This is a genomic window from Massilia agri (genome assembly GCF_024753255.1).
Taxonomy (GTDB): Bacteria; Pseudomonadota; Gammaproteobacteria; order Burkholderiales; family Burkholderiaceae_D; genus Telluria; species Telluria agri.
The window spans coordinates 81804-105906 of sequence record NZ_JANUHA010000010.1; the positions used below are offsets into that span (position 1 = coordinate 81804).

At 66.1% G+C, this 24103-nt stretch carries 27 protein-coding genes; 13 read left to right on the plus strand and 14 right to left on the minus strand.

Translation table 11 applies throughout. The annotated features are described in order from the left end of the window. The first annotated feature begins 118 nt into the window (after positions 1–118). From NX780_RS15160 to NX780_RS15170, 3 genes are all read left to right on the plus strand, one after another. Complete coding sequence (locus tag NX780_RS15160) at positions 119–1036, plus strand: SDR family oxidoreductase (protein ID WP_258828709.1); 918 nt, start codon at positions 119–121, stop codon at positions 1034–1036. Further along, positions 1033–1257 (plus strand): hypothetical protein, encoded by a 225-nt coding sequence (locus tag NX780_RS15165; RefSeq protein ID WP_258828710.1) that lies wholly within the window; start codon positions 1033–1035, stop codon positions 1255–1257. Before NX780_RS15160 ends, NX780_RS15165 begins: the two co-directional genes overlap by 4 nt. A 243-nt stretch (positions 1258–1500) precedes the next feature. Then, entirely contained in the window at positions 1501–1770 is a 270-nt protein-coding gene (locus NX780_RS15170; RefSeq protein ID WP_258828711.1) for a hypothetical protein, read from the plus strand. A gap of 52 nt (positions 1771–1822) precedes the next feature. Here the strand turns inward: NX780_RS15170 and NX780_RS15175 are convergent, their stop codons facing one another. The 3 genes from NX780_RS15175 to NX780_RS15185 form a co-directional block, all read right to left on the minus strand. Beyond that, complete coding sequence (locus NX780_RS15175; RefSeq protein ID WP_258828712.1) at positions 1823–2758, minus strand: glycine-rich domain-containing protein; 936 nt, start codon at positions 2756–2758, stop codon at positions 1823–1825. Positions 2759–3051: 293 nt separating this feature from the next. After that, positions 3052–4905, minus strand: coding sequence for a sensor histidine kinase (locus NX780_RS15180; RefSeq protein ID WP_258828713.1), 1854 nt, complete (start codon positions 4903–4905; stop codon positions 3052–3054). Positions 4906–5163: 258 nt separating this feature from the next. Then, the gene (locus NX780_RS15185; protein WP_258828714.1) at positions 5164–6918 is read right to left on the minus strand and encodes a glutamine--tRNA ligase/YqeY domain fusion protein; all 1755 of its coding nucleotides are present in this window, start codon (positions 6916–6918) and stop codon (positions 5164–5166) included. A gap of 138 nt (positions 6919–7056) precedes the next feature. Between NX780_RS15185 and NX780_RS15190 the strand changes: the two genes are divergently transcribed. The 6 genes from NX780_RS15190 (at position 7057) to NX780_RS15215 (ending at position 11002) form a co-directional block, all read left to right on the plus strand. Further along, on the plus strand, positions 7057–7191 hold the full coding sequence (locus NX780_RS15190) for a hypothetical protein (RefSeq protein ID WP_258828715.1): 135 nt from the start codon (positions 7057–7059) through the stop codon (positions 7189–7191). Positions 7192–7282: 91 nt separating this feature from the next. Continuing rightward, positions 7283–7573 (plus strand): DnaJ domain-containing protein, encoded by a 291-nt coding sequence (locus NX780_RS15195; protein ID WP_258828716.1) that lies wholly within the window; start codon positions 7283–7285, stop codon positions 7571–7573. A gap of 28 nt (positions 7574–7601) precedes the next feature. Continuing rightward, positions 7602–8111, plus strand: a complete 510-nt coding sequence (locus NX780_RS15200; RefSeq protein WP_258828717.1) for a hypothetical protein — start codon at positions 7602–7604, stop codon at positions 8109–8111. Continuing rightward, positions 8108–8890 carry a hypothetical protein gene (locus tag NX780_RS15205; protein WP_258828718.1) on the plus strand — a complete coding sequence of 261 codons (783 nt, stop codon included), beginning with the start codon at positions 8108–8110 and terminating at the stop codon, positions 8888–8890. Before NX780_RS15200 ends, NX780_RS15205 begins: the two co-directional genes overlap by 4 nt. A 17-nt stretch (positions 8891–8907) precedes the next feature. Further along, a complete protein-coding gene (locus NX780_RS15210) occupies positions 8908–9780 on the plus strand; it encodes a hypothetical protein (RefSeq protein ID WP_258828719.1) in 873 nt (290 codons plus the stop codon). A 10-nt stretch (positions 9781–9790) separates the two neighbouring features. After that, positions 9791–11002: an MFS transporter gene (locus NX780_RS15215; RefSeq protein ID WP_258828720.1), complete on the plus strand. Its 1212-nt coding sequence runs from the start codon at positions 9791–9793 to the stop codon at positions 11000–11002. Positions 11003–11009: 7 nt separating this feature from the next. On the opposite strand, the gene NX780_RS15220 is transcribed toward NX780_RS15215, so the two are convergent. Both NX780_RS15220 and NX780_RS15225 read right to left on the minus strand, forming a co-directional pair. Further along, a complete protein-coding gene (locus NX780_RS15220) occupies positions 11010–11552 on the minus strand; it encodes a DUF2812 domain-containing protein (protein WP_258828721.1) in 543 nt (180 codons plus the stop codon). Then, complete coding sequence (locus NX780_RS15225; RefSeq protein ID WP_258828722.1) at positions 11549–11887, minus strand: PadR family transcriptional regulator; 339 nt, start codon at positions 11885–11887, stop codon at positions 11549–11551. The genes NX780_RS15220 and NX780_RS15225 overlap by 4 nt, the downstream gene beginning before the upstream one ends. 207 nt (positions 11888–12094) lie before the next feature. On the opposite strand from NX780_RS15225, the gene NX780_RS15230 reads away from it, so the two are divergent. Then, on the plus strand, positions 12095–13651 hold the full coding sequence (locus tag NX780_RS15230) for a WD40/YVTN/BNR-like repeat-containing protein (protein ID WP_258828723.1): 1557 nt from the start codon (positions 12095–12097) through the stop codon (positions 13649–13651). 11 nt (positions 13652–13662) lie between these two features. Here NX780_RS15230 and NX780_RS15235 read toward each other — a convergent pair whose 3' ends face one another. Together NX780_RS15235 and NX780_RS15240 are read right to left on the minus strand one after the other, a co-directional pair. Further along, positions 13663–13914, minus strand: coding sequence for a LysR substrate-binding domain-containing protein (locus tag NX780_RS15235; RefSeq protein ID WP_370663615.1), 252 nt, complete (start codon positions 13912–13914; stop codon positions 13663–13665). A gap of 89 nt (positions 13915–14003) precedes the next feature. After that, positions 14004–15302: a Xaa-Pro dipeptidase gene (locus NX780_RS15240; protein ID WP_307732871.1), complete on the minus strand. Its 1299-nt coding sequence runs from the start codon at positions 15300–15302 to the stop codon at positions 14004–14006. A 180-nt stretch (positions 15303–15482) separates the two neighbouring features. Between NX780_RS15240 and NX780_RS15245 the strand changes: the two genes are divergently transcribed. Continuing rightward, a complete protein-coding gene (locus tag NX780_RS15245; RefSeq protein WP_258828724.1) occupies positions 15483–15806 on the plus strand; it encodes a hypothetical protein in 324 nt (107 codons plus the stop codon). A 108-nt stretch (positions 15807–15914) separates the two neighbouring features. Here NX780_RS15245 and NX780_RS15250 read toward each other — a convergent pair whose 3' ends face one another. The 6 genes from NX780_RS15250 to NX780_RS15275 are packed head-to-tail and all read right to left on the minus strand — an operon-like array spanning position 15915 to position 20624. After that, positions 15915–17159, minus strand: coding sequence for a CaiB/BaiF CoA transferase family protein (locus NX780_RS15250; RefSeq protein WP_258828725.1), 1245 nt, complete (start codon positions 17157–17159; stop codon positions 15915–15917). A gap of 35 nt (positions 17160–17194) precedes the next feature. Further along, a complete protein-coding gene (gene speD, locus NX780_RS15255) occupies positions 17195–17554 on the minus strand; it encodes an adenosylmethionine decarboxylase (RefSeq protein WP_258828726.1) in 360 nt (119 codons plus the stop codon). Continuing rightward, positions 17551–17715: a hypothetical protein gene (locus NX780_RS15260; RefSeq protein WP_258828727.1), complete on the minus strand. Its 165-nt coding sequence runs from the start codon at positions 17713–17715 to the stop codon at positions 17551–17553. Before NX780_RS15260 ends, speD begins: the two co-directional genes overlap by 4 nt. 7 nt (positions 17716–17722) lie before the next feature. Continuing rightward, positions 17723–19174, minus strand: coding sequence for a DUF4178 domain-containing protein (locus NX780_RS15265; protein ID WP_258828728.1), 1452 nt, complete (start codon positions 19172–19174; stop codon positions 17723–17725). Next, positions 19174–20199, minus strand: coding sequence for an SPFH domain-containing protein (locus NX780_RS15270; protein ID WP_258828729.1), 1026 nt, complete (start codon positions 20197–20199; stop codon positions 19174–19176). The genes NX780_RS15265 and NX780_RS15270 overlap by 1 nt, the downstream gene beginning before the upstream one ends. Positions 20200–20237: 38 nt before the next feature. Then, positions 20238–20624 (minus strand): DUF350 domain-containing protein, encoded by a 387-nt coding sequence (locus NX780_RS15275; protein ID WP_258828730.1) that lies wholly within the window; start codon positions 20622–20624, stop codon positions 20238–20240. 61 nt (positions 20625–20685) lie between these two features. Between NX780_RS15275 and NX780_RS15280 the strand changes: the two genes are divergently transcribed. Then, a complete protein-coding gene (locus NX780_RS15280; protein ID WP_258828731.1) occupies positions 20686–22197 on the plus strand; it encodes a polyamine aminopropyltransferase in 1512 nt (503 codons plus the stop codon). After that, entirely contained in the window at positions 22197–23798 is a 1602-nt protein-coding gene (locus tag NX780_RS15285) for an NAD(P)-binding protein (protein WP_258828732.1), read from the plus strand. The genes NX780_RS15280 and NX780_RS15285 overlap by 1 nt, the downstream gene beginning before the upstream one ends. On the opposite strand, the gene NX780_RS15290 is transcribed toward NX780_RS15285, so the two are convergent. Then, positions 23795–24103 carry a hypothetical protein gene (locus tag NX780_RS15290; RefSeq protein ID WP_258828733.1) on the minus strand — a complete coding sequence of 103 codons (309 nt, stop codon included), beginning with the start codon at positions 24101–24103 and terminating at the stop codon, positions 23795–23797. The two genes, NX780_RS15285 and NX780_RS15290, sit on opposite strands and share 4 nt — an antisense overlap.

Here is a 24103-nt window from a genome sequence, read left to right on the forward strand (position 1 = left end):
GCGGTATCTGGACTTCAAAAGTTATTGGTAAAACAAGGCGGTATTCTACACCGCCCCCGCCGGGGCCGTGGGACGCCTGCCGTGCTACAGTAGCGCGCCTCCACTTGTCCGCCTTGCCATGATCCAGACTTCCGCCTTCCATCGTCCGCGCCTGCTCGTCGTCGGCTGCGGCGATGTCGGCATGCGCCTGCTGCCCCTTATCGCGCCCCGCTTTCGGGTGTTCGCCCTCACCAGCCAGCCCGAGCGGCGCGGAGAATTGCGCGCAGCGGGCGCGGTGCCGGTCGTCGCCGATCTCGACCAGGGCGCGACCCTGGGCCGCCTGCGCGGCCTGGCCGACTGGGTGCTGCACCTGGCGCCGCCCCAGCCCGAGGGCGACACCGATCGCCGCACCCGGCGCCTGGTCGCGGCGCTCGGTGGCGTGAAGCGCCTCGTGTATGTGAGCACCACCGGCGTGTACGGTGACTGCGGCGGCGAACGGGTGCTTGAATCGCGCAAGGTGGCGCCGCGCAATGCGCGCGCGGTGCGGCGGGTCGATGCGGAAGGGGTGTTGCGCGCCTGGGCCCTGGCCACCGGGACGCGGCTGGCGATCCTGCGCGTGCCCGGCATCTATGCAAACGACCGCCTGCCCGTCAAGCGCCTGCAGCAGGGCACGCCGGCGCTGCGGCTTGAAGACGACGTGTTCACCAACCACATCCATGCCGACGACCTGGCGCGCATCGTCGCGCTGGCCCTGCTGCGCGGCCGTCCGGGACGGGTGGTGCACGCGGTGGACGATACGCGAATGAAAATGGGCGACTATTTCGACGCGGTGGCCGATGCCCTCGGCCTGCCGCGCCCGCCGCGCCTGCCGCGCGCGGAGCTCGAGGCGGTGGTGTCGCCGGCCCTGCTGTCCTTCATGTCGGAATCGCGGGTGCTCGACAATACCCGCCTGAAGCGCGAACTGCGCGTGCGGTTGCGCTACCCAAGCGTGGCGGCGGCGCTGGCGCAGCTGCGGCCCGCTCCCGTACAATCCCCGGCTACGAAGGAGCAAGCATGACTTATGAAGAATACCTCGACGAAGTGACCACCCTGATCGTCGAAAAATACGGCGTCAAGGATGCCGCCGCCATCAAGATCGTCGTCGACGCGCAGGACAAGGAATATTTCGTCGCCCACGACGACAAGCCCGAGATGCGCACCCTCGACCGCGCCCATGCGGATGCGCGCACGCTGTACCAGGCGAGCGGCCTGGCCAAAGCGCCACCCAAGAAAAAGTAAATCCCCGCAGCGTTTCCTTCTTGCGCCATCCGCATCGCAGCGGAGGCCTGCGCACGTCCGGACTAGAGCACGGCTTCAAAAACGTGACAGTCTTGTGCAATAGTCAATCACTATGTGTATCATTTCGTCCCTGACGAAAAGTGCCATATAAACCATGCCGTTGGAGCGCGGACTGCTAATTTTTCGCGATAGATCACGGAAAGTGACAAATTATTAATACTTCCTGAACCTGAAAGAAACGACATGCCCATCCGCAGACTGCCCGAAGGCGCAGAGTACGACCCCAACCGGGTCCTCGACGCCATCATTGCCAAACTCCGCCTCAAGAACGACGCCGCGCTCTCGCGCCTGCTGGAAGTGGCGCCCCCCGTGATCAGCAAGATCCGCCACAACACGCTGCCGATCGGCGCCACCATCCTGCTGCGCATGCACGAGGTGAGCGACTTCAGCATCAGCGAGCTGCGCGAACTGATGATCAAGCAGGAAGCCGTCCCGGAGCTGTTGGCTGCCTGAGCGAACGGCCGGGGGACGCGATGGTCACCCGGCCGTCCGTCTGGGATAGCCTTCAGGCCGCGTAGGCCAGTGCCTGGCCCGGTGTCGCCGGCGAGGAGCAGTAGGCGTAAGCGTTGGCCGCTTCGCCGGGTTTCGCCGGCGAGGAGCAGTAGGCGTACGCGGCCTTGGCCGCTTCTCCAGGTTTCGCGGGCGAGGAGCAGTAGGCGTAAGCGTTGGCCGCTTCGCCGGGTTTCGCCGGCGAGGAGCAGTATGCGTACGCGGCCCTGGCCGCTTCACCCGGTTTCGCGGGCGAGGAGCAGTAGGCGTACGCGTTGGCCGCCTGGCCGGGTTTCGCCGGCGACGAGCAGTATGCGTACGCGGTGTCGGCCGCCAGGCCCGGCTTCGCCGGCGAGGAGCAGTATCCGTACGCGGCGCCGGCACTGCTGCCCGGCTTGCCCGGCGAGGAGCAATAGGCGTAGGCGGCGTCGGCGCCTTCCCGCGGTTTGCCCGGCGAGGAGCAGTAGGCGTATGCGGCATTGGCGGCGTCCAGCGGCTTCGTCGGAATGGAGCAGTAGGCATGCGCGGCGTCGGCGGCCTGGCGCGGCTTGCCCGGCGACGAGCAGTATGCGACGGCGGCGTCGTGCTGCTTGCCCGGCGACGAGCAGTATGCGTAGGCGTCGTTGGCGGCCGGTGCGGCGCCGAACTCCGCTTCGTAGATTGCGCGCATGCGCTCGCCGGCGGCGGCATGGTCGCCCTCGTTCGCATCGGCGCCGATGCCGACGTAGGGGTGATGGTGCAGGAAGTAGCCGAACACGGCTTCGCAGTCGCGGGCGTACTTCATCGTGTCGAGGATGTGGTAGTGCCAGAAGGTGTCGACGTCGACGGTCGGCGAGGCCTCCGCATCGGGGTACTTCTTCATCAGGAAGAGGAAGCGGCGGTACTCGGCTTCCACTGCATCGGCCCGCAGCGCGGACCAACCTTCACCGGATTCCACATGCATCAGTTTCATTTTGATCGGGGCAAGATCAAGAGCTTCAAATGCTGCGAATGCGTTCGTCGACATGATTATCACCTTTTGTTTAGACCTGTTGGTTAAGGCATTCTTTTTTATCCCTAGTTAAAGCGGTACGTCGGAAAGTCCTCCTGCGTGAACGTGACGCGTTAATCGAAAGCCAAGAATATTGTCTTGACCGGTGGCAGTGATAGAAATTGTCCTGCGTCCGGTCAGTCCCAATGTTGAGTTCTGTCAACCGAAAAACTGTTAGGCAGAAACGCGACAACATGACTGAACAATCCCTCTGGCTAGGCAATGGCAGGCAGCACGAGGTCATCGTCACGCGATGGGAGGTCGGACATGCCGCCCAGGTGCGCGCCCACCGGAATGGTGACGACGATGGTGGTGCCGGTATCCGGACCGCTGCTGATCGAGAAGCTGCCGCCGAGGATGTTGATGCGCTCTTCGATGCCTACGAGGCCGAAGGAGCCGTTGCGGTTGCGGCTGCCCGGCTGCATGCCGACCCCGTTGTCGCGAATCGTCATGGTCAGCGCATCGCCGTGCTGGTGGAGGTCGATCCGCACCCGGCTCGCACGCGCATGCCGCGCCACGTTGTTGAGCGATTCCTGCAGGATGCGGAACAGGGCGGTGGCGCACTGGTCGTCGACGTGGTGCTCGGTCTCGTCCTCGACCAGCTCGCATTCGATGCCGGTGCGGCGCGCGAAGTCGGCGACCTGCCAGTCGACCGCCGCGTTCAGGCCCAGGTCGAGCACGTTCGGCCGCAAATCGTTGATGATCTGGCGCACGCTGCGGATGGTGACGTCGATCTGGCGCACCGTCGCGCTGGCGCGCTCGTGCAGGCGCCCATGGCGGTCGCGCGTGCGGTTGGCCAGGATCTCGGCCTCGATCTTCAGGGCCAGCAGGTTCTGCGCGAGTTCGTCGTGGATCTCGCGGGCGATACGCTTGCGCTCGCCTTCCTTGATCTGTTCCGCATGCGCGGCCAGCTGGCGCAGTTTTTCATTGGTTGCCTGCAGCTTGGCCTGGCTCGCGCGTAGCTCGCGCGTCATGTCCTCGGCCATGCGCAAGGCGGAGCGGCGCGAGGACGCCAGGGTCTGGAACAGCGCGTAGAGCAGGGCGGTGCTGAGTGCGCCGGCGAGGGCGGCCAGCCAGGGATAGAAGAAGTCGAAGCGCGTGTACAGCGCCGCCTTGGCGATGCTGAAATCGGCGCGCCATTGGCGCTGGTTGTAGGCGATCAAGAGGTCGGCGCGCAGCACGTCGTCCTCGGCGCGTCCGCCCGGCGCGCGGATGCCCGACGCGACCTGGCTGTCGTAGAGCACCGCGCTGGGCCGGTCCCCGCCAGGCCCCGGCGGCACCGCGTCGAGGTCCGTGAGCACCAGGCGCACCTCGTCCGGGAATCCCTCGAGTGCGCCGCTGACCATCTTGTTGACGCCGAAGCCGATGCCGACCGAGCCGACGTAGGCCGCGCGGCGCTGGTCGACGGTGTTGATCGGCACGCCACTGCGGTACACCGGCAGGCGCATTGCGAGGATGTTCTGGCTGGGGCCCGAGCCGGGCAGGATGTTGACGCGCAGGCCCGAGGCGGCGATGGAATTCTCGTCGCGCGACTTTGCCGCCGTGCGGCGGATGTAGCTGTTCGCTTCCAGGTCGAGGCCGAGCTTGTCGAGCGACTCCGGAATGGCGGGCTCCATGTAGATGATGACCGTGTAGCTGTCGCGGCCGGGCACGGGCTCCAGCTTCTTCTCAGGTCCGGGCATGCCATACTGGCGCAGGCGGCGGCGTACGTCGGCGTCGATCGCCGCCAGTTCGGACGGGCCGACGGCGCGCGCGTAATTCATGGCCTCGATGCCGGGGAAGTTGCGGGGCGTGTCGAGCTGCTCGACATAGTGGCGGAAGTCGTCGGCGCTGGCTGCCGGGTTGGCGTGGAACAGTCCGGCCATGCCGCGCAGGACGTTGGTATAGCTCTTGGTGCGGGCGTCGATCGCATACTGGGCGGCGCGCGCCATGCCGCGAAAGCGCGCCTGGGCATCGCTTTCGATGGCCTGCGCGGTCGCCATGTATAGCGCGGCCCCGACCGACACCGAGAGAAGAGAGCCGATCAGCAGGGTGGTAGGAAATTTGACCAGGTGTGCAGGCGCTGACATGGTCGTGTACCTCGCTTGCTGAGTGAATACGTGTCGTAAATACCACAAACATTCATAACGTTAGCTCGTTTACACGGCAAAGTACCTATCAAGTTTACTAGGTTTACCATTTCCACAACGGAATTGAGAAAATGAAAACGTTTCAGGCCCCAATAAAAACGGGCCCGCGCCCAGGGAGTGCCTGGATACGGGCCCGACAGTCTGCGAAGGGCACCGCCTCTTCCTTCGGTGCCATTGCAAAACAACTGGTTCTGAAGCTTATTTACCCCAGCTGTCCTTCAGCGTGGTCACGCGGTTGAACACCGGCTTGCCCGGCTGGGAGTCCACGCGGTCGGCCACAAAATAGCCGTGGCGCTCGAACTGGAAGCGTTGGTCGGCCACGGCGTCCTTCATGCCCGGCTCCAGGTAGGCGATGACGGTTTCCAGCGCGTTCGGATTGAGGGCGGCCTTGAAGTCCTTGCCGCCGGCGTCCGGCTGCGGCTCCGTGAACAGGCGGTCGTACAGGCGCACTTCGGCCTCCAGCGCGGTGGCGGCGCTGACCCAGGTGATGTTGCCCTTGACCTTGTAGTTGTCCGCGCCCGGCGTGCCCGACTTCGAATCCTCGAAGTACTTCACGTGCACGGCCGTGACCTTGCCGTTTTCGTCCTTGTCGAAGCCGGTGCACTCGACCACGAAGCCGTACTTCAGGCGCACGCGCGCGCCCGGCTGGTCGCCCACGGGCGGAGTGAAGCGGTGGTAGCCCTTGGTCGGGGTTTCCATGAAGTCTTCCTGCTCGATCCACAGCTCGCGCGTGAAGGGGAAGGTGCGCACGCCCATCTCCGGATGATGCGGGTGGACCGGCGAGGAGCACTCGACCGCCTCGCCTTCCGGGAAGTTGTCGACGATGAGTTTCAAAGGACGCAGCACGGCGATTGCGCGCGGAGCCTTCGGGTCCAGGTCGTCGCGCAGCGCGCCTTCCAGGGTGCTCATGTCGATCCAGCCGTCGGCCTTCGAGACGCCGATGCGCTCGCAGAACAGCTGGATCGATTCCGGCGTATAGCCGCGACGGCGCAGGCCGACGATGGTCGGCATGCGCGGGTCGTCCCAGCCCGTCACCACGCCCGTGTCCACCAGCTCGCGCAATTTACGCTTGGAGGTCACGACATAGGTGAGGTTCAGGCGCGCCATCTCGTACTGGCGCGGCACCGGGCGCGGGAAGAAGCCGCCGTCGGCCAGGGTGTCGACCAGCCAGTCGTACATCGGGCGGTGGTCCTGGAATTCCAGCGTGCAGATCGAATGCGTGATGTTTTCCAGCGCATCCGAGATCGGGTGCGTGTAGTCGTACATCGGGTAGATGCACCAGGCGTCGCCCGTGCGGTGGTGGTGCGCATGGCGGATGCGGTACAGGGCCGGATCGCGGTTGGTCATGTTGGGCGAGGACATCGCGTCTTCGCTCATCTTGGCGCGCAGGATGTGCTCGCCGTCCTTGTACTTGCCGGCCTTCATGTCGCGGAAGAGCTGCAGCGATTCTTCCACCGGGCGGTTACGGAAGGGCGAGTTGGTGCCCGGCGTGGAGAAGTTGCCGCGGTTTTTCGCCATCTCTTCCGGCGTCTGGCTGTCCACGTAGGCCTTGCCTTCGCGGATCAGGTACTCGGCCATCTCGTAGAGCTTGTCGAAATAGTCGCTGGCGTAGTGCAGGTATTCGCCGTCGCCTTGCTCCCAGGTGAAGCCGAGCCACTTCACGGAATCCATGATGGTGTCGACGTATTCCTGGTCTTCCTTCTCCGGATTGGTGTCGTCGAAGCGCAGGTGGCAGCGGCCGTTGTAGTCGCGCGCCAGGCCGAAGTTCAGGCAGATCGATTTCGCGTGGCCCACGTGCAGGTAGCCGTTCGGCTCCGGCGGGAAGCGGGTGATGACGGGCGGCATGCCTTCGCGCGCATGGGTGCCTGCCGCGAGATCGTGTTCGATAATCGCGCGCAGGAAATTGGACGACGGGGCATTCCCCGTTGCCGGGTTGTTCTTTTCAATGCTCATGGGAAAAAAATTGAGATGGTTATGGCGGACATTTTACCGTAACGCAGCACGACTCCGCCCCTATGTGGTGAAGCGCACGGTACGGCCTTTCGCCCCGATCCATACTTGGGGCAATTCCGCCCATTCGCAAGGCTCATCATGAAAACCCTCGCCACCCACCCGGAACTGGTCCGCGCCTGGCTGCTGGCCCTGGCCGGCATGCCCATGCCGAAGCTGCCGCAGCCGGAGTCCCGTCCCGCCAGCCCGCCGCCGGTCCAGCCCTACCGCCGCTGACCCCTTGCCGGACCCGCATTCGCCAGCTTGCCGCTTTATATAGGATAATCTCGCTTTTGCCCTTTTGCGGCCCATGCCGGGAGAATTCCAAGTGGAAAATTTATACGCGATCCTCGGCGTCGCACCGAATGCGAGCGACGACGAGATCAAGAAGGTCTATCGCTCGCTCGCGATGCGCTACCACCCGGACCGCAACCAGGCGCCGGGCGCCGAAGCGCGCTTCAAGGCCGTCACAAAGGCCTACGAGGTGCTGTCGGACCCGGCCAAGCGGGCCGAGTACAACCAGAGCGTGAACCACCGCATCGTGCTCGATGCCGAGGCCGAGGCCTTCGAGCTGTGGCGCTCGCTGTTCGCCCTGAATGGCGTCAATCTGCAGCCTTGAAGCACATCCCGAATCAACAGGACACACAATGAAAAACGTACATCCCGAGTTTTCCTTCCAGTCGCGTGAACTGGAAGGTCAGATCGAGGGCACGCTGGGCGATCCGCCCAACAAGAAGAACTACGACATGATGGTCAATGCCCTGGTGTCCGAGTACGCCAGCGGTTCCGGCCTCGACGACGTGAACCTGATGGCCTTCGCCCTGGTCGACTGCATCAGGTTCAAGGACCCGAAGGGCCTGCTGCGCGAAGCGGCCGACTACGAAGGCAGCGACCCCGCGCGCGTGTTCGCGATGGCCGAATGCACGGGCGAGCAGGGCGCCGCCATGTACGAGTCCATGACGGCCAACTATCCGGAACTGGCGCGCCAGGCCATCATCACGGCCTTCCTGTTCAAGAACCAGGGCCGCTGGGACGACGAAGACCGCTCGCTCGACCGCCTGGCCGAGGGCGACGAAGGCGACGACGACGATATGGAAGACACGGCCGCGACCGACGACTTCACGCAGCTGTTCGATGCCGATGGAGAGCGCGAATGAGTGACGAGAATAAAGCCAACCTGCCGGCGCTGACGAAACAGGTCAGCGAACTGGTGCTGGCCGGCTCGCTCGAGCACGCCGAAGAGGCGTTCTCGCACGCCGCCGACGAGCATGGCGACTATGCGGTCGCCGAAGTCCTGTCGACCCTGCCGCCGCAGGTGACGGCCCTGCACCTGTCGGGCTTCGACGGCGCCAAGACCTCGGTCGCGACCCTGCTGGTGCCGCCCAAGGCCTGGGCCGACAGCCTGGCCTACATCGCCGCCACCTGGCCCGACAACATGATCGAGGATGATCCCGAACGCATCGCCGAGAACCTGTTCAACCACGTGCACGGCATCGTCTACGCCACCGACGACGAAGAGCGCCGCCACGAACTGCTGCAGGAAGCCTCCGCCACCGACCACGGCGCCACCGTGTTCGCCATCCTGTGGTCGCTGGCCCCGCGCGAGATCCTGGAACTGGCCGGCGAGATCCTCTCCAAGGGCCGCTACGTGACCGCCCAGACCAGCGGCGACAGCGACATCGCGCCGCTGGCCGTCGACCTGGCCAAGGCCAGCGAGGACGGCTGGGAGCGTTCGCTGCTCGAACTGTTCCCGGACTTCCGCCACAGCGCCGAGATGGCCGACGTCGAACTGCCGGACGACCCGGACGAGGAATCGGACTTCATGCAGCGCTCCACGCGCGAGCTGCTGTACCGCCTGCGCAAGCAGGTGCCTTCGGTGCGCAGCATGCCGCGCCGCGGCACCCGCCGCAGCATGGGCACGGACATCTTCTCGTGAGCGGGGCGCCAGGATCCATGCTGCCCGCAATCGTCATCGAGAAGCTGCCGCGCCTGGTGCGCGCCATCAAGCTGATGTCCCTTGATGCCACGCCCGACGAGGCCGCGGTGCTGGCCGACGAGCTGTCCGGCATCACCGCCATGGTGGCCGAGAAGTTCACCAACGACCGTACGGCGGAGGGTATCCAGCGCGCCCAGCTCCTGACCATCGGTGGCGTCTCGCTGGGCCTCGAGCACCTGGTCGATTCCGACGACGACCTGGATGCGCTCGACATCCTGATCGAGGAGGGCGCCGAACTGGTGTTCCAGCAGGGCTTCCGCCTGGTCAAGGAATTGTCCGCGCTGCCCGAAGATACGCTCGTGGGCGAGTACGACGTCGATCCGGTGTATTCGCAGCGGCGCCTCAAGGAGCTGTTCATCGACCTGTGCACGGCCGACCCGGGCGAGACCTGGTCCGGCTACGAGCGCTATCTCGGCCAGCTCAAGCAGCGCCAGGGCGTGCAGGCCATCGTGCGTGCGGCCCAGTGGCTGCGCCGCCATCACTACGAGGGCCCGATCAACGATCCGGACCTGAACGCCGAGGGCGTGATCGCGCTGGCGATCATCTTCGCGGTCGAAGGCGGTGGCCGCGTTACGGCCCGCACGGGGCAGAAGGAGTTCGAACGCTTCGTGAAGTCGGTGCGCAAGAACGATCCGGACTTCGAGGCCGGCTGGGCGTCGCTGATGGCGCAGGTGCCTAGCGCGCACCAGCCGGTGATCGCGGACCGCATCGCGACCTACCGGGAGCACTGCACGGTGCTGCAGCACCTGAAGACGAAGGCGACCATGAAGCAGCTCTTCACCGAGCTGGAGAACTACGCCGGTTCCGAGCTCGATCCGGACCTGCCCTGATTCCGAGAGTATGAGTACGGCGCGCGGACCGATCGTGGCGGGCAGCAGCGAATACCGCCGCATCAACCGCGCGATGGCCTTCGGCGGCTTTTCCGTGTTCGCGCTGCTCTACTGCGTCCAGCCGCTGATGCCGCTGCTGGCGCAGGACTTCCACCTCACTCCCGCCCAATCGAGCCTGGCCCTGTCGGTGTCCACCGCGACGCTGGCCGTGGCGCTGCTGGTATCAAGCAGCGTGGCCGAACGTTTGGGGCGCAAGCAGCTGATGGTCGCCTCGATGACGGGCGGCGCACTGCTCACCCTGCTATCGGCATGCACGACCGACTACACCCAGCTGGTGGCCGTGCGCGCGCTGCTCGGCCTGGTACTGGGCGGCCTGCCGGCGGTGGCCATGGCTTACCTGAGCGACGAGATCGAAGGCAGCTCGCTCGGCCAGGCCATGGGCATGTACATCAGCGGCTCGGCGTTTGGCGGCATGAGCGGGCGCGTGCTGTCCTCGGTGATCAGCGACTTCGTCTCCTGGCGCATCGCGGTCGGGCTGCTCGGCGCGGCCGGGCTGTATGCGGCCTGGGAGTTTTCGCGCAGCCTGCCGGCCTCGCGCCATGCGGGCCTCAAGCAGGCGAGGGGGCCGGGCTTCGTCGAGGGCCTGCGCCGGCACCTGGAGGATGAAGGGCTGCCCTGGCTGTTCGTGCTGCCTTTTCTCTTGATGGGCTGCTTCGTCAGTCTCTACAACTACATCAGCTACCGCCTGCTCGCGCCGCCCTTTGGCCTGTCCCAGAGCGCGGTGGGGGCGGTGTCGCTGCTCTACCTGCTGGGGATGTTCAGCTCCGTGTGGGCCGGGAAGCTGGCCGACCGGCTGGGACGGCGTAATGTGCTATGGCTGTTCATGGGCGTGATGATCGCCGGGCTGCTCGTGACGCTGCACGATTCGGTGGCGGCGGTGGTGCTCGGCGTCGGGCTCGCGACCTTCGGCTTCTTCGCCTCGCATTCGGTGACCAGCAGCTGGGTTGGAAGGCGGGCGAAAGCGCCGCAGGCGCTGGCGTCCGGGATCTACCTGTTCTGCTATTACCTGGGTTCGAGCGTGGTGGGCTGGTTCACCGGCTATGTGTGGGAGCACTGGGGCTGGCCGGGTGTGGTCGCCGCCTTGGGCGCACTGCTCGGCCTTGGGCTGGCGATCGCGCTGCGGCTGCGGCAGTTGAAGCCGGCCGCAGCGACGGTCCCATGACCCGCTCTCAGCCCGGCAGCGGGTTGCCCAGCTTGCGGATCTTCAGCATCAGCTGCACGATGGTGTAGGGCATGACGAGCACCCAGAGCAGCAGCGCCGCGACGAGCGGCAGCAGGAAGGGCAGGGACAGCTGCTCGAGCGCCCGCTGCTTGTCCGTCACCACGAACATGACGAAGAGCGGCATGGCGCAGGCGACGAAGATGCCGAGGCGGTGCCTGAAATTCCTGAGCTTCGATTCGGTGTCGCTGAACAGTTCCGGCGCCGCGCCGCGCACGGCCTCGGTGCGCCAGTAGTGCCAGCCGACCGTTTTCGCGGCCAGGGTCCAGCCGGCATCCTGCATGAGCTGGGCGAAGTCCGGGTCCTGGCTGTTGCGGGGAAAGTCGACGCGATAGACGACATCGGCCGGCTCGCCGCGGCGGAAGGTCCAGAAGCAGAACGGGTTCACCTTGATCAGGTGCAGGCCCTGCTGCGCCATCGAGCGCAGCCAGGCTTCCTGCTCCTCGTCCTGGTGGGCAAAGAATAGCTTGAATGTGCTTACCGTTCCGCTCACGCCGCTTCTCCCTCTTTGACATGTGAAAGTGCGAACTGCCCGTTGCGCACCATGATGGCCAGCCGGCGTACCTGCTCGGCCAGTACCTGCCTTCCCATCCCGGTCAGGCCGTAGATCTTGCGGCGCTCGACTTCGCTGACCTTCTCGATCAGGCCCTGTTTCTCCAGCGCCGAGAAGGCGCCGTAGAGCGTGCCCGGCCCGATGACCACATGGCCCTCGCTCATGGCCTCGACCTTCTGCATCAGCGCGTAGCCATGCAGCGGTTCCTGGAGCGCCGCCAGCACGTAATAGGTGGCTTCCGACAGCGGCAGGTATTTCGTGTAGTTGATGTCCAAACCGGCTCCCTGGTTTATAGCGTGACTCGGTATATCGAGTTACGACATATCGATTGGCGATATAGTAGCAAGCTGCCTGCCGCTGTCAATGAAGGTCGTGCATTTCATGCGGCTTGCATTGGTGGAGCAGGAAGGTGAAAGTGATGTGTTGTTGGAATGTCGTTGATTTCAAAAAATCATCGAAAAGCTTGGACAAGCAGTTGCCCGATGGATAGCATCGCGGGTCCGTATTTACTCTCCAGGCTGTCGATCATCGTGACTTCACCCTACCGCTTCATCCTCGCCCTCCTGGCCGCCCTGTTCATCAGTGGCTGCGCCTCCATGCCCGAAACGCGCCTGCCGGTCCCCAAGGGACCGGACGAAGGCGCAGTTATCGTGCGCTTCCTCCCGAATACCGAGTCGGCCAGCCAGTTCATGAAGAACTGGCACGAACTGATCGTCGAACAGGAGGGCGGCGCCGAGCGCGGGCCCCAGTTCGCGATCAGGCCCGACCTGCTCGCCTCGTCGCGCAGCGCGACCTATGTCGGCGCGCTGCCTCCGGGGCGCTACCGCTTCGTCAGGTTCTCGAGCCAGTCCTGTGGCGCGATCTGCATCAGCGCCAACATCACCGTCGGCGAGAAATTCAGCCGCTTCGAGGTCCAGCCGCAGCGCCTGACCGACCTGGGCGTGATCGTCCAGACGCCGAGTCCGCGCGAACGCAGCGTGCTGCTGGCCCACGTCGCTTCCGACGACCAGGCCCTGGTGGATGAGCTGGTGCGCGAGACGGCGCCGGCGCTCACGCCCATGCTGGGCAAGCCGAAACTCGGCTGGCGCGAGGACAGCGTGCCGAAGCTGATGCCGGAGCTCGCCACGTACGCCAAGCTGGCCAGCCACGGTTTCGTCCAGCCGAACGAAGTCGCAGGTGGACAGGTCATCTTCGGCACCGCCAACGGCGCGCTCGGCAGCTGGAAGCCGGGACAGGAGCGCGAAGGCCAGTTCGACCTCGGCACCAACCGTTCGGTTGAAGCGGTGCTGGTGACGGCGGGCGGCGCCTGGCTGGCCGGCGGCGAGCTGTCGCTGCTCATGCAGTCCGATGATCAGGGCAGGAGCTGGCGTTCGATCCGCGGCAAGCTGCCGCTCGGCCTGGTCCTCGACCTGCACGAATGGAAGGGCAAGGTCCTGCTCACGATGCTCAGCAAGGAACAGGTGCTGGTGTTTTCCGCGCCCGTCGGATCGGCCGACTGGCGCCAGCTGGGGCGCTACCAGACCGACGTGAGCGTGTTCTGGGACATCCCGGGCGTGCGTCCGCGCTCGCTCCTGATGGACGACTACCTGGTCACGACCATCCCGGCGCGCAAGATGGTCGTCAACGACCTCGCTGCCGGAACCGCCGAAGAGCGCGAACTGCCGGGCGGCGTGCAGATCATCTCGGCATCGGAAGACAAGGTCCTGCGCTGCAGGTGCGTGCGCGGCATCGCGGTCAATCCATGGGAAAGCAGCGACATGGGGAAGACCTGGAACCCGGCCACGCTCAGCCGCTGGATCCAGCAGCCCGTGTTCCGCGACCGCCAGCATGGCGTCGCCTTCGAAGGGGCGGTGTTCTCGAGCGCCAAGCTGGTCCGCACTGTGGATGGTGGCAAGACCTGGACGCCGTCGATGGACCTGAACTTCCCGATCACCAGCATGTTCTATTCACGCGACCGCAAGGCTGTCTACGCGGCCACGCCCTACGGCTCGGTGTGGGGCTCGGAGGACGACGGGCAGACCTGGAAGCGGATGCGCTGATATCGCGCTTCTCACGTCGCCGTGAGCAGTGCGATCATCGCCCGCGTCGCGCCTGACTGGCGCCGGTGCGGCGCATACAGGATCGAGAAGGGGCGGGTGCGGCCGCGCAGCTGCGGCAGCAGCTCGACCAGCCGCCCGCTCGCCAGCTGCTCGCGCACGATGAAGTCGTCGCTCTGGGCGATCCCGACCCCGGCCAGCGAGACCACGCCCGGCACGTCGTCCGATACCGCCACGATCGGACCGGATGGCGACGTCGTCTTCACGGCCAGCCACCTCAACCGGCACTTCGCCGGCCAGGTCAAACCCGGCGAGGAGCGCTACGAGCTGTGGCGCTTGACGCGCGACTGAGCGATCACGGGGCGGCGCGCTTGACGACTGCGCCGCCCTGGATCACCACCGCAGGGGTTTCGAGCACGCGCACATCCCGCAGCGGGTCGCCGCCGACCGCCACCAGGTCGGCCACGCGTCCCGCTTCGACCACGCCGACATCGAGACGGCCGAGCGCTTCCGCGGCGTTGACGGTGGCAGCCTGGATCGCCTGCAGCGGCGTCATCCCGTACTTCACCATCAGCGCGAACTGTTTGCCGTTGTCACCGTGCGGGTAGATGCCGGCGTCGGTGCCGAACACCATCTTCACGCCGGCCGCGTGGGCCTTTTTGAAGTTCTGGCGCTGGATCTCGGTGACTTCGCGGTCCTTGCGCAGGTTATCTTCCAATACGCCGTTCTTCTTGCCCTCGGCCGCCGTGTAGTCGCCGTTGTAGATGTCCATCGACAGCCAGGCGCCGTGCTTCTTCGCCAGCTGGATGCCTTCGTCGTCGATCAGGCTCGCATGTTCGATGGTGGTGACGCCGGCGCGGATCGCATCCTTGATGCCGGCCGCGCCGTGGGCGTGCGCCGCGACCTTCAGGCCCCACTGGCCCGCTTCCTCGACGGCCGCGCGCAGTTCGCCGTAGTTCATCTGCTGCTGGCCCGGTTCGGTATTGCGCGAGAAGACGCCGCCGGTGGCGCAGACCTTGATCACCTGGGCGCCATACTTGCGCAGCGCGCGCACCGACTTGCGCACCTCGTCGGGGCCGTCGGCGTTATAGGGGTTCTTCTCTTCCATCGACGGCGGGAAGTAGGTGCTGTCGCAGTGGCCGCCGGTGGCGCCGAAGGACCAGGCCGCGGGGATGATGCGCGGCCCCCGTACCTTGCCGGCCGCGATGGCCTGGCTCAGGCCCACGTCGTTCCAGTCCGAGGCGCCGACGTTGCGCACCGTCGTGAAGCCCGCGTCCAGGGTGCGGCCCGCGTGCGCGACGGCGAGCGCAGACCAGAAGCGCTCGTTGTATTCGAGGTAGCTGTAGCCGCCGTAGGTCGGGTCGGAGTCGAGGTGCACGTGCATGTCGATCAGGCCCGGGAGCAGGGTCATGCCGGGCAGGTCGATGCGGGTGGCGCCGCCCGCGGCCTGCGGCGCGCCGGCATCGGGCCTGATGCTCACCACCTTGCCGTCGCGGACCAGGATCTCCGGGCGCTGGACCATGCGGCCGGTGCGCACGTCGAGCAGGCGCTCGGCGGTGATGATGACGTCGGCGGCCTGGGCGCCGGCGGAGCTGCAGGCCAGCGCGGCCATGGAAAGGACGATCGTGGATGGCAGGCGGTGCGCGCGTTTCATGGGGTTCCCTTGCTGTTTATTCGTTGCAACTTTATACAGTCTTCCGGGGAACGCGTCCAGCCGGAAGGGTGAACAGGCCTTGACCCTCGCACGGGTGGAAAGCGGGACTTGATATCGTTGGCAGGAAGACTAAAGTGAATGACTCCGGCGGATCCGCCGCATTACTTTCAGGAGGTCATCATGTTGCAGCCTGCCGAAATCCAGCAACGCTTCAGCCAGATCCAGCAGACCATCAACCAGGCTGAGGAAGTTACCCGCAATGACCAGGGTGCGCCCAGCGAAATCCGCGATTGCATCCAGAAGATCGCCCACGAAATGCCGCAAGCCCAGCGCGTGATGCAGTCGAACGACCAGTCGCAGATCATCGACTGCATCGACCGCCTGGAAGAGATGGGTGACGAGGCCAAGCGGATGTGCCGCAGCCAGCAGCCATCGCCGCAGGTCGCTTCGGTGGTGACGCGGGTGCATGATGTGCTGTCGGATTTGAAGCACCAGCTTCACTAACCAGTAGGGTGGACGGCTCTGCCGTCCGCGCGTTCAACTCCCGTGTGAACGGATATGGCGTGTGCTATTCACGCACTGTTTGAACGCGTGGGCGAGGGATCGCCCACCCTACAGTACCCCTTTGTCTCGAAGGGCGGCGATTTCAGCGTCGCTGCGGCCCAGCACATCGCGCAGCACCTCGTCGGTATGCTGCCCCAGCAGGGGCGGCGCCTTGTCGCTGGTCGCAGGCAGGGCCGACATCCGGATCGGATTGCGCACCAGCTTGACCTTGCCCGCCTTCGGGTGCGGCAGCTCGATCGCCACCTCGCGCGCCCGCACCTGCTCGTTGGCGAACACCTCGCCAATATCGTTGATCGGCCCGCAGGGCACGCCGACCGATTCCAGCAGGGCGATCCATTCGTCGCGCCGTTTTTGCTTCACCATCTCCGCGAGGATCGGCACGAGGATGTCGCGGTTCTTCACGCGCAGCGGATTGGTGGCGAAGCGCTCGTCCAGGCCGAGCTCCGGCCGCCCGCCCGCCTCGACGAATTTCTGGTACTGCCCGTCGTTGCCGGTGGCGACGATGATGTGGCCGTCCGCGCAGGCGAAGGTCTGGTAGGGCACGATATTGGCGTGCGCATTGCCCCAGCGCTTGGGCGGCTTGCCGCTGTTGAGGTAGTTGCTGCCCATGTTCGCCAGCATCGCCACCTGGGTGTCGAGCAGGGCCATGTCGATGTGCTGGCCTTCGCCGGTGCGGTCGCGGTGGGTCAGCGCGGCCAGCACGGCCACGGTCGCGTACATGCCGGTCATCAGGTCGGTGAGGGCCACGCCGGCCTTCTGGGGGCCGCCGCCGGGCAGGTCGTCGCGTTCGCCGGTGACCGACATCAGGCCGCCCATGCCCTGGACCAGGAAGTCGTAGCCGGCGCGGTGGGCATAGGGGCCATCCTGGCCGAAGCCGGTGATCGAGCAGTAGACCAGGTCCGGCTTGATCGCTTTCAGGGTCTCGTAATCGAGGCCGTAGCGCTTCAGGTGGCCGACCTTGAAGTTTTCCAGCACCACGTCGCAATGCTTCACCAGCTCGCGCAGCAGGGCCTGGCCTTCGCTGCTGGCGATGTCCACGGTGACCGAACGCTTGCCGCGGTTGGCGGACAGGTAATAGGCCGCTTCGCTGGTGTCGTTCCCGTCCGCGTCTTTCGCGTAGGGCGGCCCCCAGGCGCGGGTGTCGTCGCCGTTGCCGGGCCGTTCGATCTTGATCACGTCGGCGCCGAGGTCGGCCAGGTTCTGCGAGCACCAGGGGCCGGCGAGCACACGCGAGAGGTCGAGCACGCGGATGTGGCCGAGCGCCTTCGGCAGGGGAGAAGCGGATTGCGTCATACTGAGCCTGCTGGGGATAGTCGAACGAGCCCGGATTATAGCTGCCCGCGCGCGATGGTCTGTACCGAACGCGTGGCCGGCCTGAGGGCCGCATCGATCACGTCCAGGGCCAGCTGCGGCTGCGCGTCGCCGCACATGAAGATGTCGGCCGCCGCGAAGCCGTGTTCCGGCCAGGTGTGGATCGAGATGTGCGACTCGGCCAGCAGCAGCACGCCGGTCACGCCCATGCCTCTGCCGAAGGTGTGGAAGTGGCTGTGCAGGATGCGTGCGCCCGCCGCCACGGCGGCCGTACGCAGCAGCGCGTCGATCGCATCCGGATCCACGAGCAGGGCGGCTTTGACGCCGGCCAGGTCGGCCAGCAAATGGATGCCGGCGGGGCGGTGTTCGGTACTCACTTGTGGCCGCCGCCCGAATAGCCCCCGCCGCCGCCGCCATAGCTGTGGCTGCGCCAGCTGTTGCCGCCGCCGCTGCGGGCGCTGGAGGCCATGCTGACCCAGCAGACGATGGTGGTCACCAGGGTCACCACCACGGCGTAGAAGAGAAAATTGCGGTTCATGCGGACGTCATTTCTTGGGCCGGAACAGCATCGTCGGCAGGAACAGGGCAAGCACGCCGAGCACCATCCAGAACACGGTTCCGAAGAAGTTGAAGAGCAGCGGGATGAAGTTCAGGCCCAGGATCCACAGCAGGGCGCGCCAGGCGATGTCGCTCTGGCCCAGTTCCCGCTTCGCCGCAGCCTTGCCGGCGGCGGGACGGGCCAGCTGGAACCAGGCGCGCACCTGGTCCTCCGCCACTGGCGAGGAGCGCGACCAACTCAGTTCCTCGTTGGTGTGCTCGGCCGCCAGGCCGTTCTGGCCATGCTCGTATTCGGCCACGTGGACCATGTCGCCGGCCTTGACGCGCCAGTTGAAGGCGCCGGCCACGTGCACCACGCGCGCCTGGTAGACCCAGCTGCGCTCATAAGGCACATTGTCCACCAGGACGGTGTGCATGGCCGGCAGCGGCGGCGTCGGCCAGTCGTGCAGCACCTGGGAGCGCGACCAGCCTTCGCCGGTTTCCACCAGCCAGATAAAGGGCCCCTGGGTCGAGTACAGCAGGTACTCGTCCCAGGATTCGCCCTCGTTGTCCTCGCGCCGCATGGCGCCCAGCACCCGGTAATCCAGGCCGCCGATCTTCGCCGTGGCGCCGAGCGACAGGGTGTAGCTCACGCGCTCGTTCTGCTCGCCCTTGAGCAGCACCTCGACCTTGGGCGAGGAAGCGTCGACCGGCGTCGCGCAGTTGGGGCAGACGCAGTTGCTTGCCAGGCCGGGCACATAGCGGATCGAGGACCCGCAGGACGGACACTGCAGCACGTCGACCCGGCCGCGGTACTTGCCCGCACTGAGCTTGATCTGCTCGTCGTCGCGCAGCAGCTGGCATTTCATTCCTTCGAGCGTCACGGCGGTGCCGGCATAGAGCAGGGGCGGCGTGCCGTCGGAATAGTCGAGGGTGGCGAAGCCCGGCCCGCGCCGGAAGTCGGCCACGCGCGCTTCCCAGCCCGGTCCCACCTTGAAGGGCAGCTCGCCCTGGCCGCCCGTGCACTTCGCGACGCGCTTGTCGGAAGCCACATAGGGACCGAAGCCGATGTCGTACTGGCGCGTGACCTTGATATCGCCGAAAGCCGGCGGATTGGCCGCCGCCTCGCGCCTTGTGGTCATGGTGTACTGGCCGGAAGCATCGCCCAGCCAGCCGTCCGCGCCGTCGTCGAACAGCACGTACCACTCGTTCCACATGCCGGCTTCGTAACGCAGCTGGATGCGGCCGACCACGGTGAAGCTGCGCCCGCCGTGCACGCCCGCGGTGCCGACCTGGATGCGCGAGTAATCCTCCAGCACCTCGGACCTCTTGCCGAGGTCGCGCACGGTATCGAGCTCCTTGACCACGGTCGCGCGGCAGTACTCGCACACCGCCATCACGGAGGCGTGCGAGCGGAAAGCGATCGGCGCGCCGCAGGAAGGACAGGAAACGTTCTGCATCAGCCGATCAGTTTTTTCAGGAGCTCGGCCTTGGTGCTGTCGTAATCGCCCTGGGAGATCAAGCCTTTGTCCAGCAGGCCTTTCAGTTTGGCGAGGCGGTCCTCGATCGACTCGCTGGCAGCCGGCACGGCAGGCGGCTGCGGTGGTGCGAATGCGCCCTGCATGCCCTGCGCCATGGCCTGGCCGATCGCGATGCCCGCGCCGGCGCCGGCGCCGATGCCGGCGATGCCGCCTTCGTTCTGGGCGGCCAGCGGAATGCTGCTCGCCACCTGGAACTGGGTGAAGCCGCCGATCTTGTCGGCGCCGAGGCTGGCCTTCATGCCGGCCGAGATGCGCTCGTCCAGGGCCGCCTGCAATTCTTCCGGCAGGCTGACGCTGGCGACGTTGAATTCGTCGAGGCCGACGCCGTAGCGCGCAAACGCGGCGGCCAGGTCGCCGCGGATCTGCTGCGCCATCAGGGTCTGGTTGGCGGCCATGTCGAGGAAGGCGATCTTCGACGAACCGAGCGAGTTGGCCATGGTGGCCAGCATCAGGCCGCGCAGCTGGTCTTCGACTTCCTCGCGGGTATAGGCGGCGCGGGTGCCGCTGATCTCGGTGAAGAACAGGCGTGGGTCGGCGATGCGGTAGGAATACATGCCGAAGGCGCGCACGCGGATCATGTCGAAGTCCTTGTCGCGGATCGTCACCGGCTGCGGCGTGCCCCACTTGCGGCCGGTCTGCACGCGCGTAGAGAAGAAGTACACGTCGGACTTGAAGGGCGAGGCGAACAGCTTGTCCCAGTTCTTCAGGTTGGTCAGCACCGGCAGGGTGGAGGTGGTCAGGCGGTGGGTGCCCGGGCCGAACACGTCGGCGATGCGGCCTTCGTCCACGAACACGGCGACCTGCGATTCGCGCACCACGAGGGTGGCGCCGTTCTGGATTTCGTAGTCTTCCATCGGGTGGCGCCAGGCCAGCACGCCTTCGCCTTCCTCGTTCCATTGCAGGACGTCGAGAAACTGCTTCTTGATGAATGAGCCGAGAGACATGATGGTTCCTCTTTATGCGTGACGGGTAACTTGTGGTGTCAGGAGATGCTGCCGGCGTTGACCAGGCCGATCGACAGGGAGATCGAACCGAGCAGGATGCCGAAGCCGATGTTGTTGTGCTCGATCTGGTCCTTGGACATGCGCAGCAGACGCGTGGCGACCACGAAGACGAGCACCTGGATCAGCATGGCCAGCGCGGCCCATCCGCAGAATTCGTAGTAGTCGCTGGTGTGCATCAGCGCCGAAGCGATCGTCACCGAGAAGCCCAGCAGCGTGCCGCCCAGCGAGACCGCGGCGGCGCAGTTCCCCTGGCGGATGAGCAGCACTTCGTCGTAGGGCGTGACCCGCGTGTACACCACAAAAAATGCCAGAACCAGCGCGATTGCCGTCGCAAGATGCAGCACATAGTTTAGGATGGCGGGCACAACATTCTCCAAAGAAAAGGTGACGGGATTGCAGCAGCGATCTTAAGACAAAAGTTGTTCCATGACCAAAAGAATTCTTATACTCTCGGTATTCGTCGTCGCTTCCTGCGGCCTGGCCTACGAACTCATCGCCGGCGCCCTGTCCAGCTACCTGCTGGGCGATTCCGTCCTCCAGTTCTCCACCATCATCGGCTGCTACCTGTTCGCCATGGGCGTCGGGGCGCACTTCTCGAAGTATGTGCGCGACGAGGACGTGCTGTCGCGCTTCATCGACATCGAGCTGGCGGTTGGCCTGATCGGCGGCCTGTCCGCCGCGATGCTCTTCATGACCTTCACCTGGATGGGGGCGCCTTTCCGCACGGTGCTCTACGTGACCGTCTTCCTGATCGGCGCCATGGTCGGCATGGAAGTGCCGCTGGTGATGCGCGCGCTGAACGAGCGCCGCACCGAGTTCGCCGAGATCGTCAGCCGCGTGCTCACCTTCGACTACCTCGGCGCGCTGGCCGTCTCGCTGCTGTTCCCCCTGGTGCTGGCGCCGCACCTGGGCCTGGTGCGCACGGGTTTCCTGTTCGGGATGCTCAATGTCGGCGTGGCGCTGTGGACCCTCTACGTGTTCCGCGCCGAGCTGGCGGATCTGCAGGCCAAGTCGATCCGCGCGGGCGTGGTGCTGTTCGCGCTGGTGCTGGGCTTCGGATTCTCCGACAAGATGGTGGAGTGGGGCGAGCATGGCCTGTTCGGCGACGAAGTCGTGTACTCGACCACCACGCCCTACCAGCGCCTCGTGATCACGCGCTGGAAGGACGACCTGCGCCTCTACATCAACGGCAACCTGCAGTTCTCCTCGCGCGACGAATACCGCTACCACGAGGCCCTGGTGCATCCGGCGCTCCAGACCCTGCCCTGGGCGAAGCGCGTGCTGGTGCTGGGTGGCGGCGACGGCCTGGCCCTGCGCGAAGTGCTGCGCTACCCGCATGTGGAAGAGGTGACCCTGGTCGACCTCGACCCGGCGATGACGCAAGCCTTCGCCACCCGTCCCGAGCTGGTGAAACTCAACGCCAACGCCCTCCACGACAAGCGCGTGAAGGTCGTGAATGCGGACGCCGCCATCTGGCTGCAGAAAGAAGCCGGAATGTACGACCTCGTCATCGTCGACTTCCCCGACCCCTCCAGCTTCGCCCTCGGCAAGCTGTATTCGGTGCCCTTCTACGGCCAGCTGCGCAAGCACGTGGCGGCCAATGGCCTGATCGCCGTCCAATCGACCTCGCCATACTTTGCGCCGAACGCCTACTGGACCATCGAGGCGACCCTGCGCGAGGTCGGCCTGCAGACCTGGCCCTATCACCTCTACGTTCCCTCCTTCGGCGAGTGGGGCTTCATCATGGCCTCGCCCCAGGGACGCTACGTGCCGCCGACCAGCTACCGCCTGCCGATGCGCTTCCTGGATGCGGAAACCACGCGCGCCATGTTCGCCTTCCCGCCCGACATGGTGCGCCGCCAGATGGCGCCGAACCGGCTCGACAGCCAGTCCCTGGTGCGCGAATTCGAGGATGACTGGCGCCAGGTGATCCGCTGATGGACCGGCGTTCCTTCGTCCTGTCGGCGCTTGGCGCGGGCGCGGCGGGGCTGGCGACAAGCGTCGGCTTCCATCGCTGGCAGGAGCTCACGCCCGAAGTTCATTACCCGGGTCGCCTGGAGGGCCACTTCCTGCGCGGCCGCGGCGCGCTGCCACCGCCGGCGAAGGTGGTCGACACCGACGTCGTGATCCTCGGCTCCGGCATCGGCGGCCTCAGCGCCGCCTGGCAGCTCGGCCGGCTGGGGCACGAGGACTACCTGCTGCTGGACGGCCCGGAAGCCTTCGGCAACGCGGCCGGCAGTCGCTACGGCGAGCTGGCTTGCCCGACCGGCGCCCACTACCTGCCGTTACCGGGGCCGGAATCGACCCATGTGCGCGCGATGCTGGCGGACCTCGGCATCCTGCTGCGCGACCCGGAAGGCGAGAAGCCCTATTACGACGAACGCTTCATCCTGCACGGCCCGGAGGAGCGCCTGCTGCGTAACGGGGAGTGGCATGAGGGCCTGGTGCCGGTTGACGCCGACGATGCGGCCCAGCACAAGCTGTTCTTCGATGAGATGGCCCGCCTGCGCCACGCGCGCGGCAAGGACGGCCGACGCGCCTTCGTCTTCCCGCTGGCGCTGTCCTCGAACGACCCGGCCTACGCGCTGCTGGACCGGATCAGCTTCGCCCAGTGGCTGGGCGACCAGGGCTACCGTTCGTCGACATTGCGCTGGTACCTCGACTACTGCTGCCGCGACGATTATGGCGCGGGCCTGGACCGCGTCTCGGCCTGGGCCGGCATTCACTACTTTGCCGGGCGCTGGGGCCAGGCCGCCAACGCCGGCGAGAACGCGCTCCTGACCTGGCCGGGCGGCCTGTCGCCGCTGGCCGAGGCGTTGGCAGGCAGGGCAGGGGCGCGCAGGCGCAAGGGAACGGCGGCCTCGGTCCGCGAGGTGGACGGCAGCATCGAGGCGCTGTGCTTCACGCTGCAAGAGGGCAGGCCGCAGACCTTCCTGGTGCGGGCGCGCCGCGCGATCGTGGCCATGCCGCTGTTCGTCGCCAGCCGTGTGGTCGAGGGCATCGAGCGCTACGGCTTCGATCCGCGCCGCCATCTGCCGGAATACGCGCCCTGGATGGTGTCGAACTTCCTGATGCGCGACTTCCCGCGCGAGCTGCCCGAAGCGGTTCTAGCCTGGGACAACGTGGTGTATCAGGGCAGGGGGCTGGGCTACGTCGTCTCGACCCACCAGGACATCCGTTCGCGTCCGCCCGAAAAGACCGTCTTCACAGCCTACACGGCGCTGTCGCAGCACACGCCGGCCCAGGCGCGGCGCTGGATGCAGGGCGCCAGCGGCGCCGAGCTGCTCGAGCTCGCAAGCAGCGATCTGAAGGAGGCCTACGGCTGGGCGCTCGCACCCTGCGTCGAACGGGTCGACATCACGCTGCGCGCGCATGCGATGGCGGTGCCGCGGCCGGGATTTCGCGGCAATGCGGGCCTCGCGGCACTGCGCGAGTCGACCGGGCCGATCCTGTTCGCGCACGCCGACCTGTCCGGCCTGTCGGTATTCGAGGAAGCCGCCTGGTGGGGATGCCGGGCGGCGCAGCGGGCGGCGGTCTAGACGTTGCCGATGACGAAGGGGCCGATGAGGCCAATCAGCACCAGGATCCGCAGCAGCGTGCCGCCCGTGACGTGCACGCCGGCGTTGCGTCTCTGGACGACGAAGGACCAGACGGCGCTGGCGCAGGCCACGGCCAGCGCGACCATGTAAACCATGCCGAGCTTGAGCAGGGCGTCGCCGACGTGGGTGGTGGCATTGGCGCCGGGCGAGTAGCTGGCCACCATCCAGAAGAGGCCGATCAGCGGGGCGGCGATGCCGGCCAACATGAGTGCGTTGGCGGTTTGGAGTTTGCGTCGAGGTGTCAT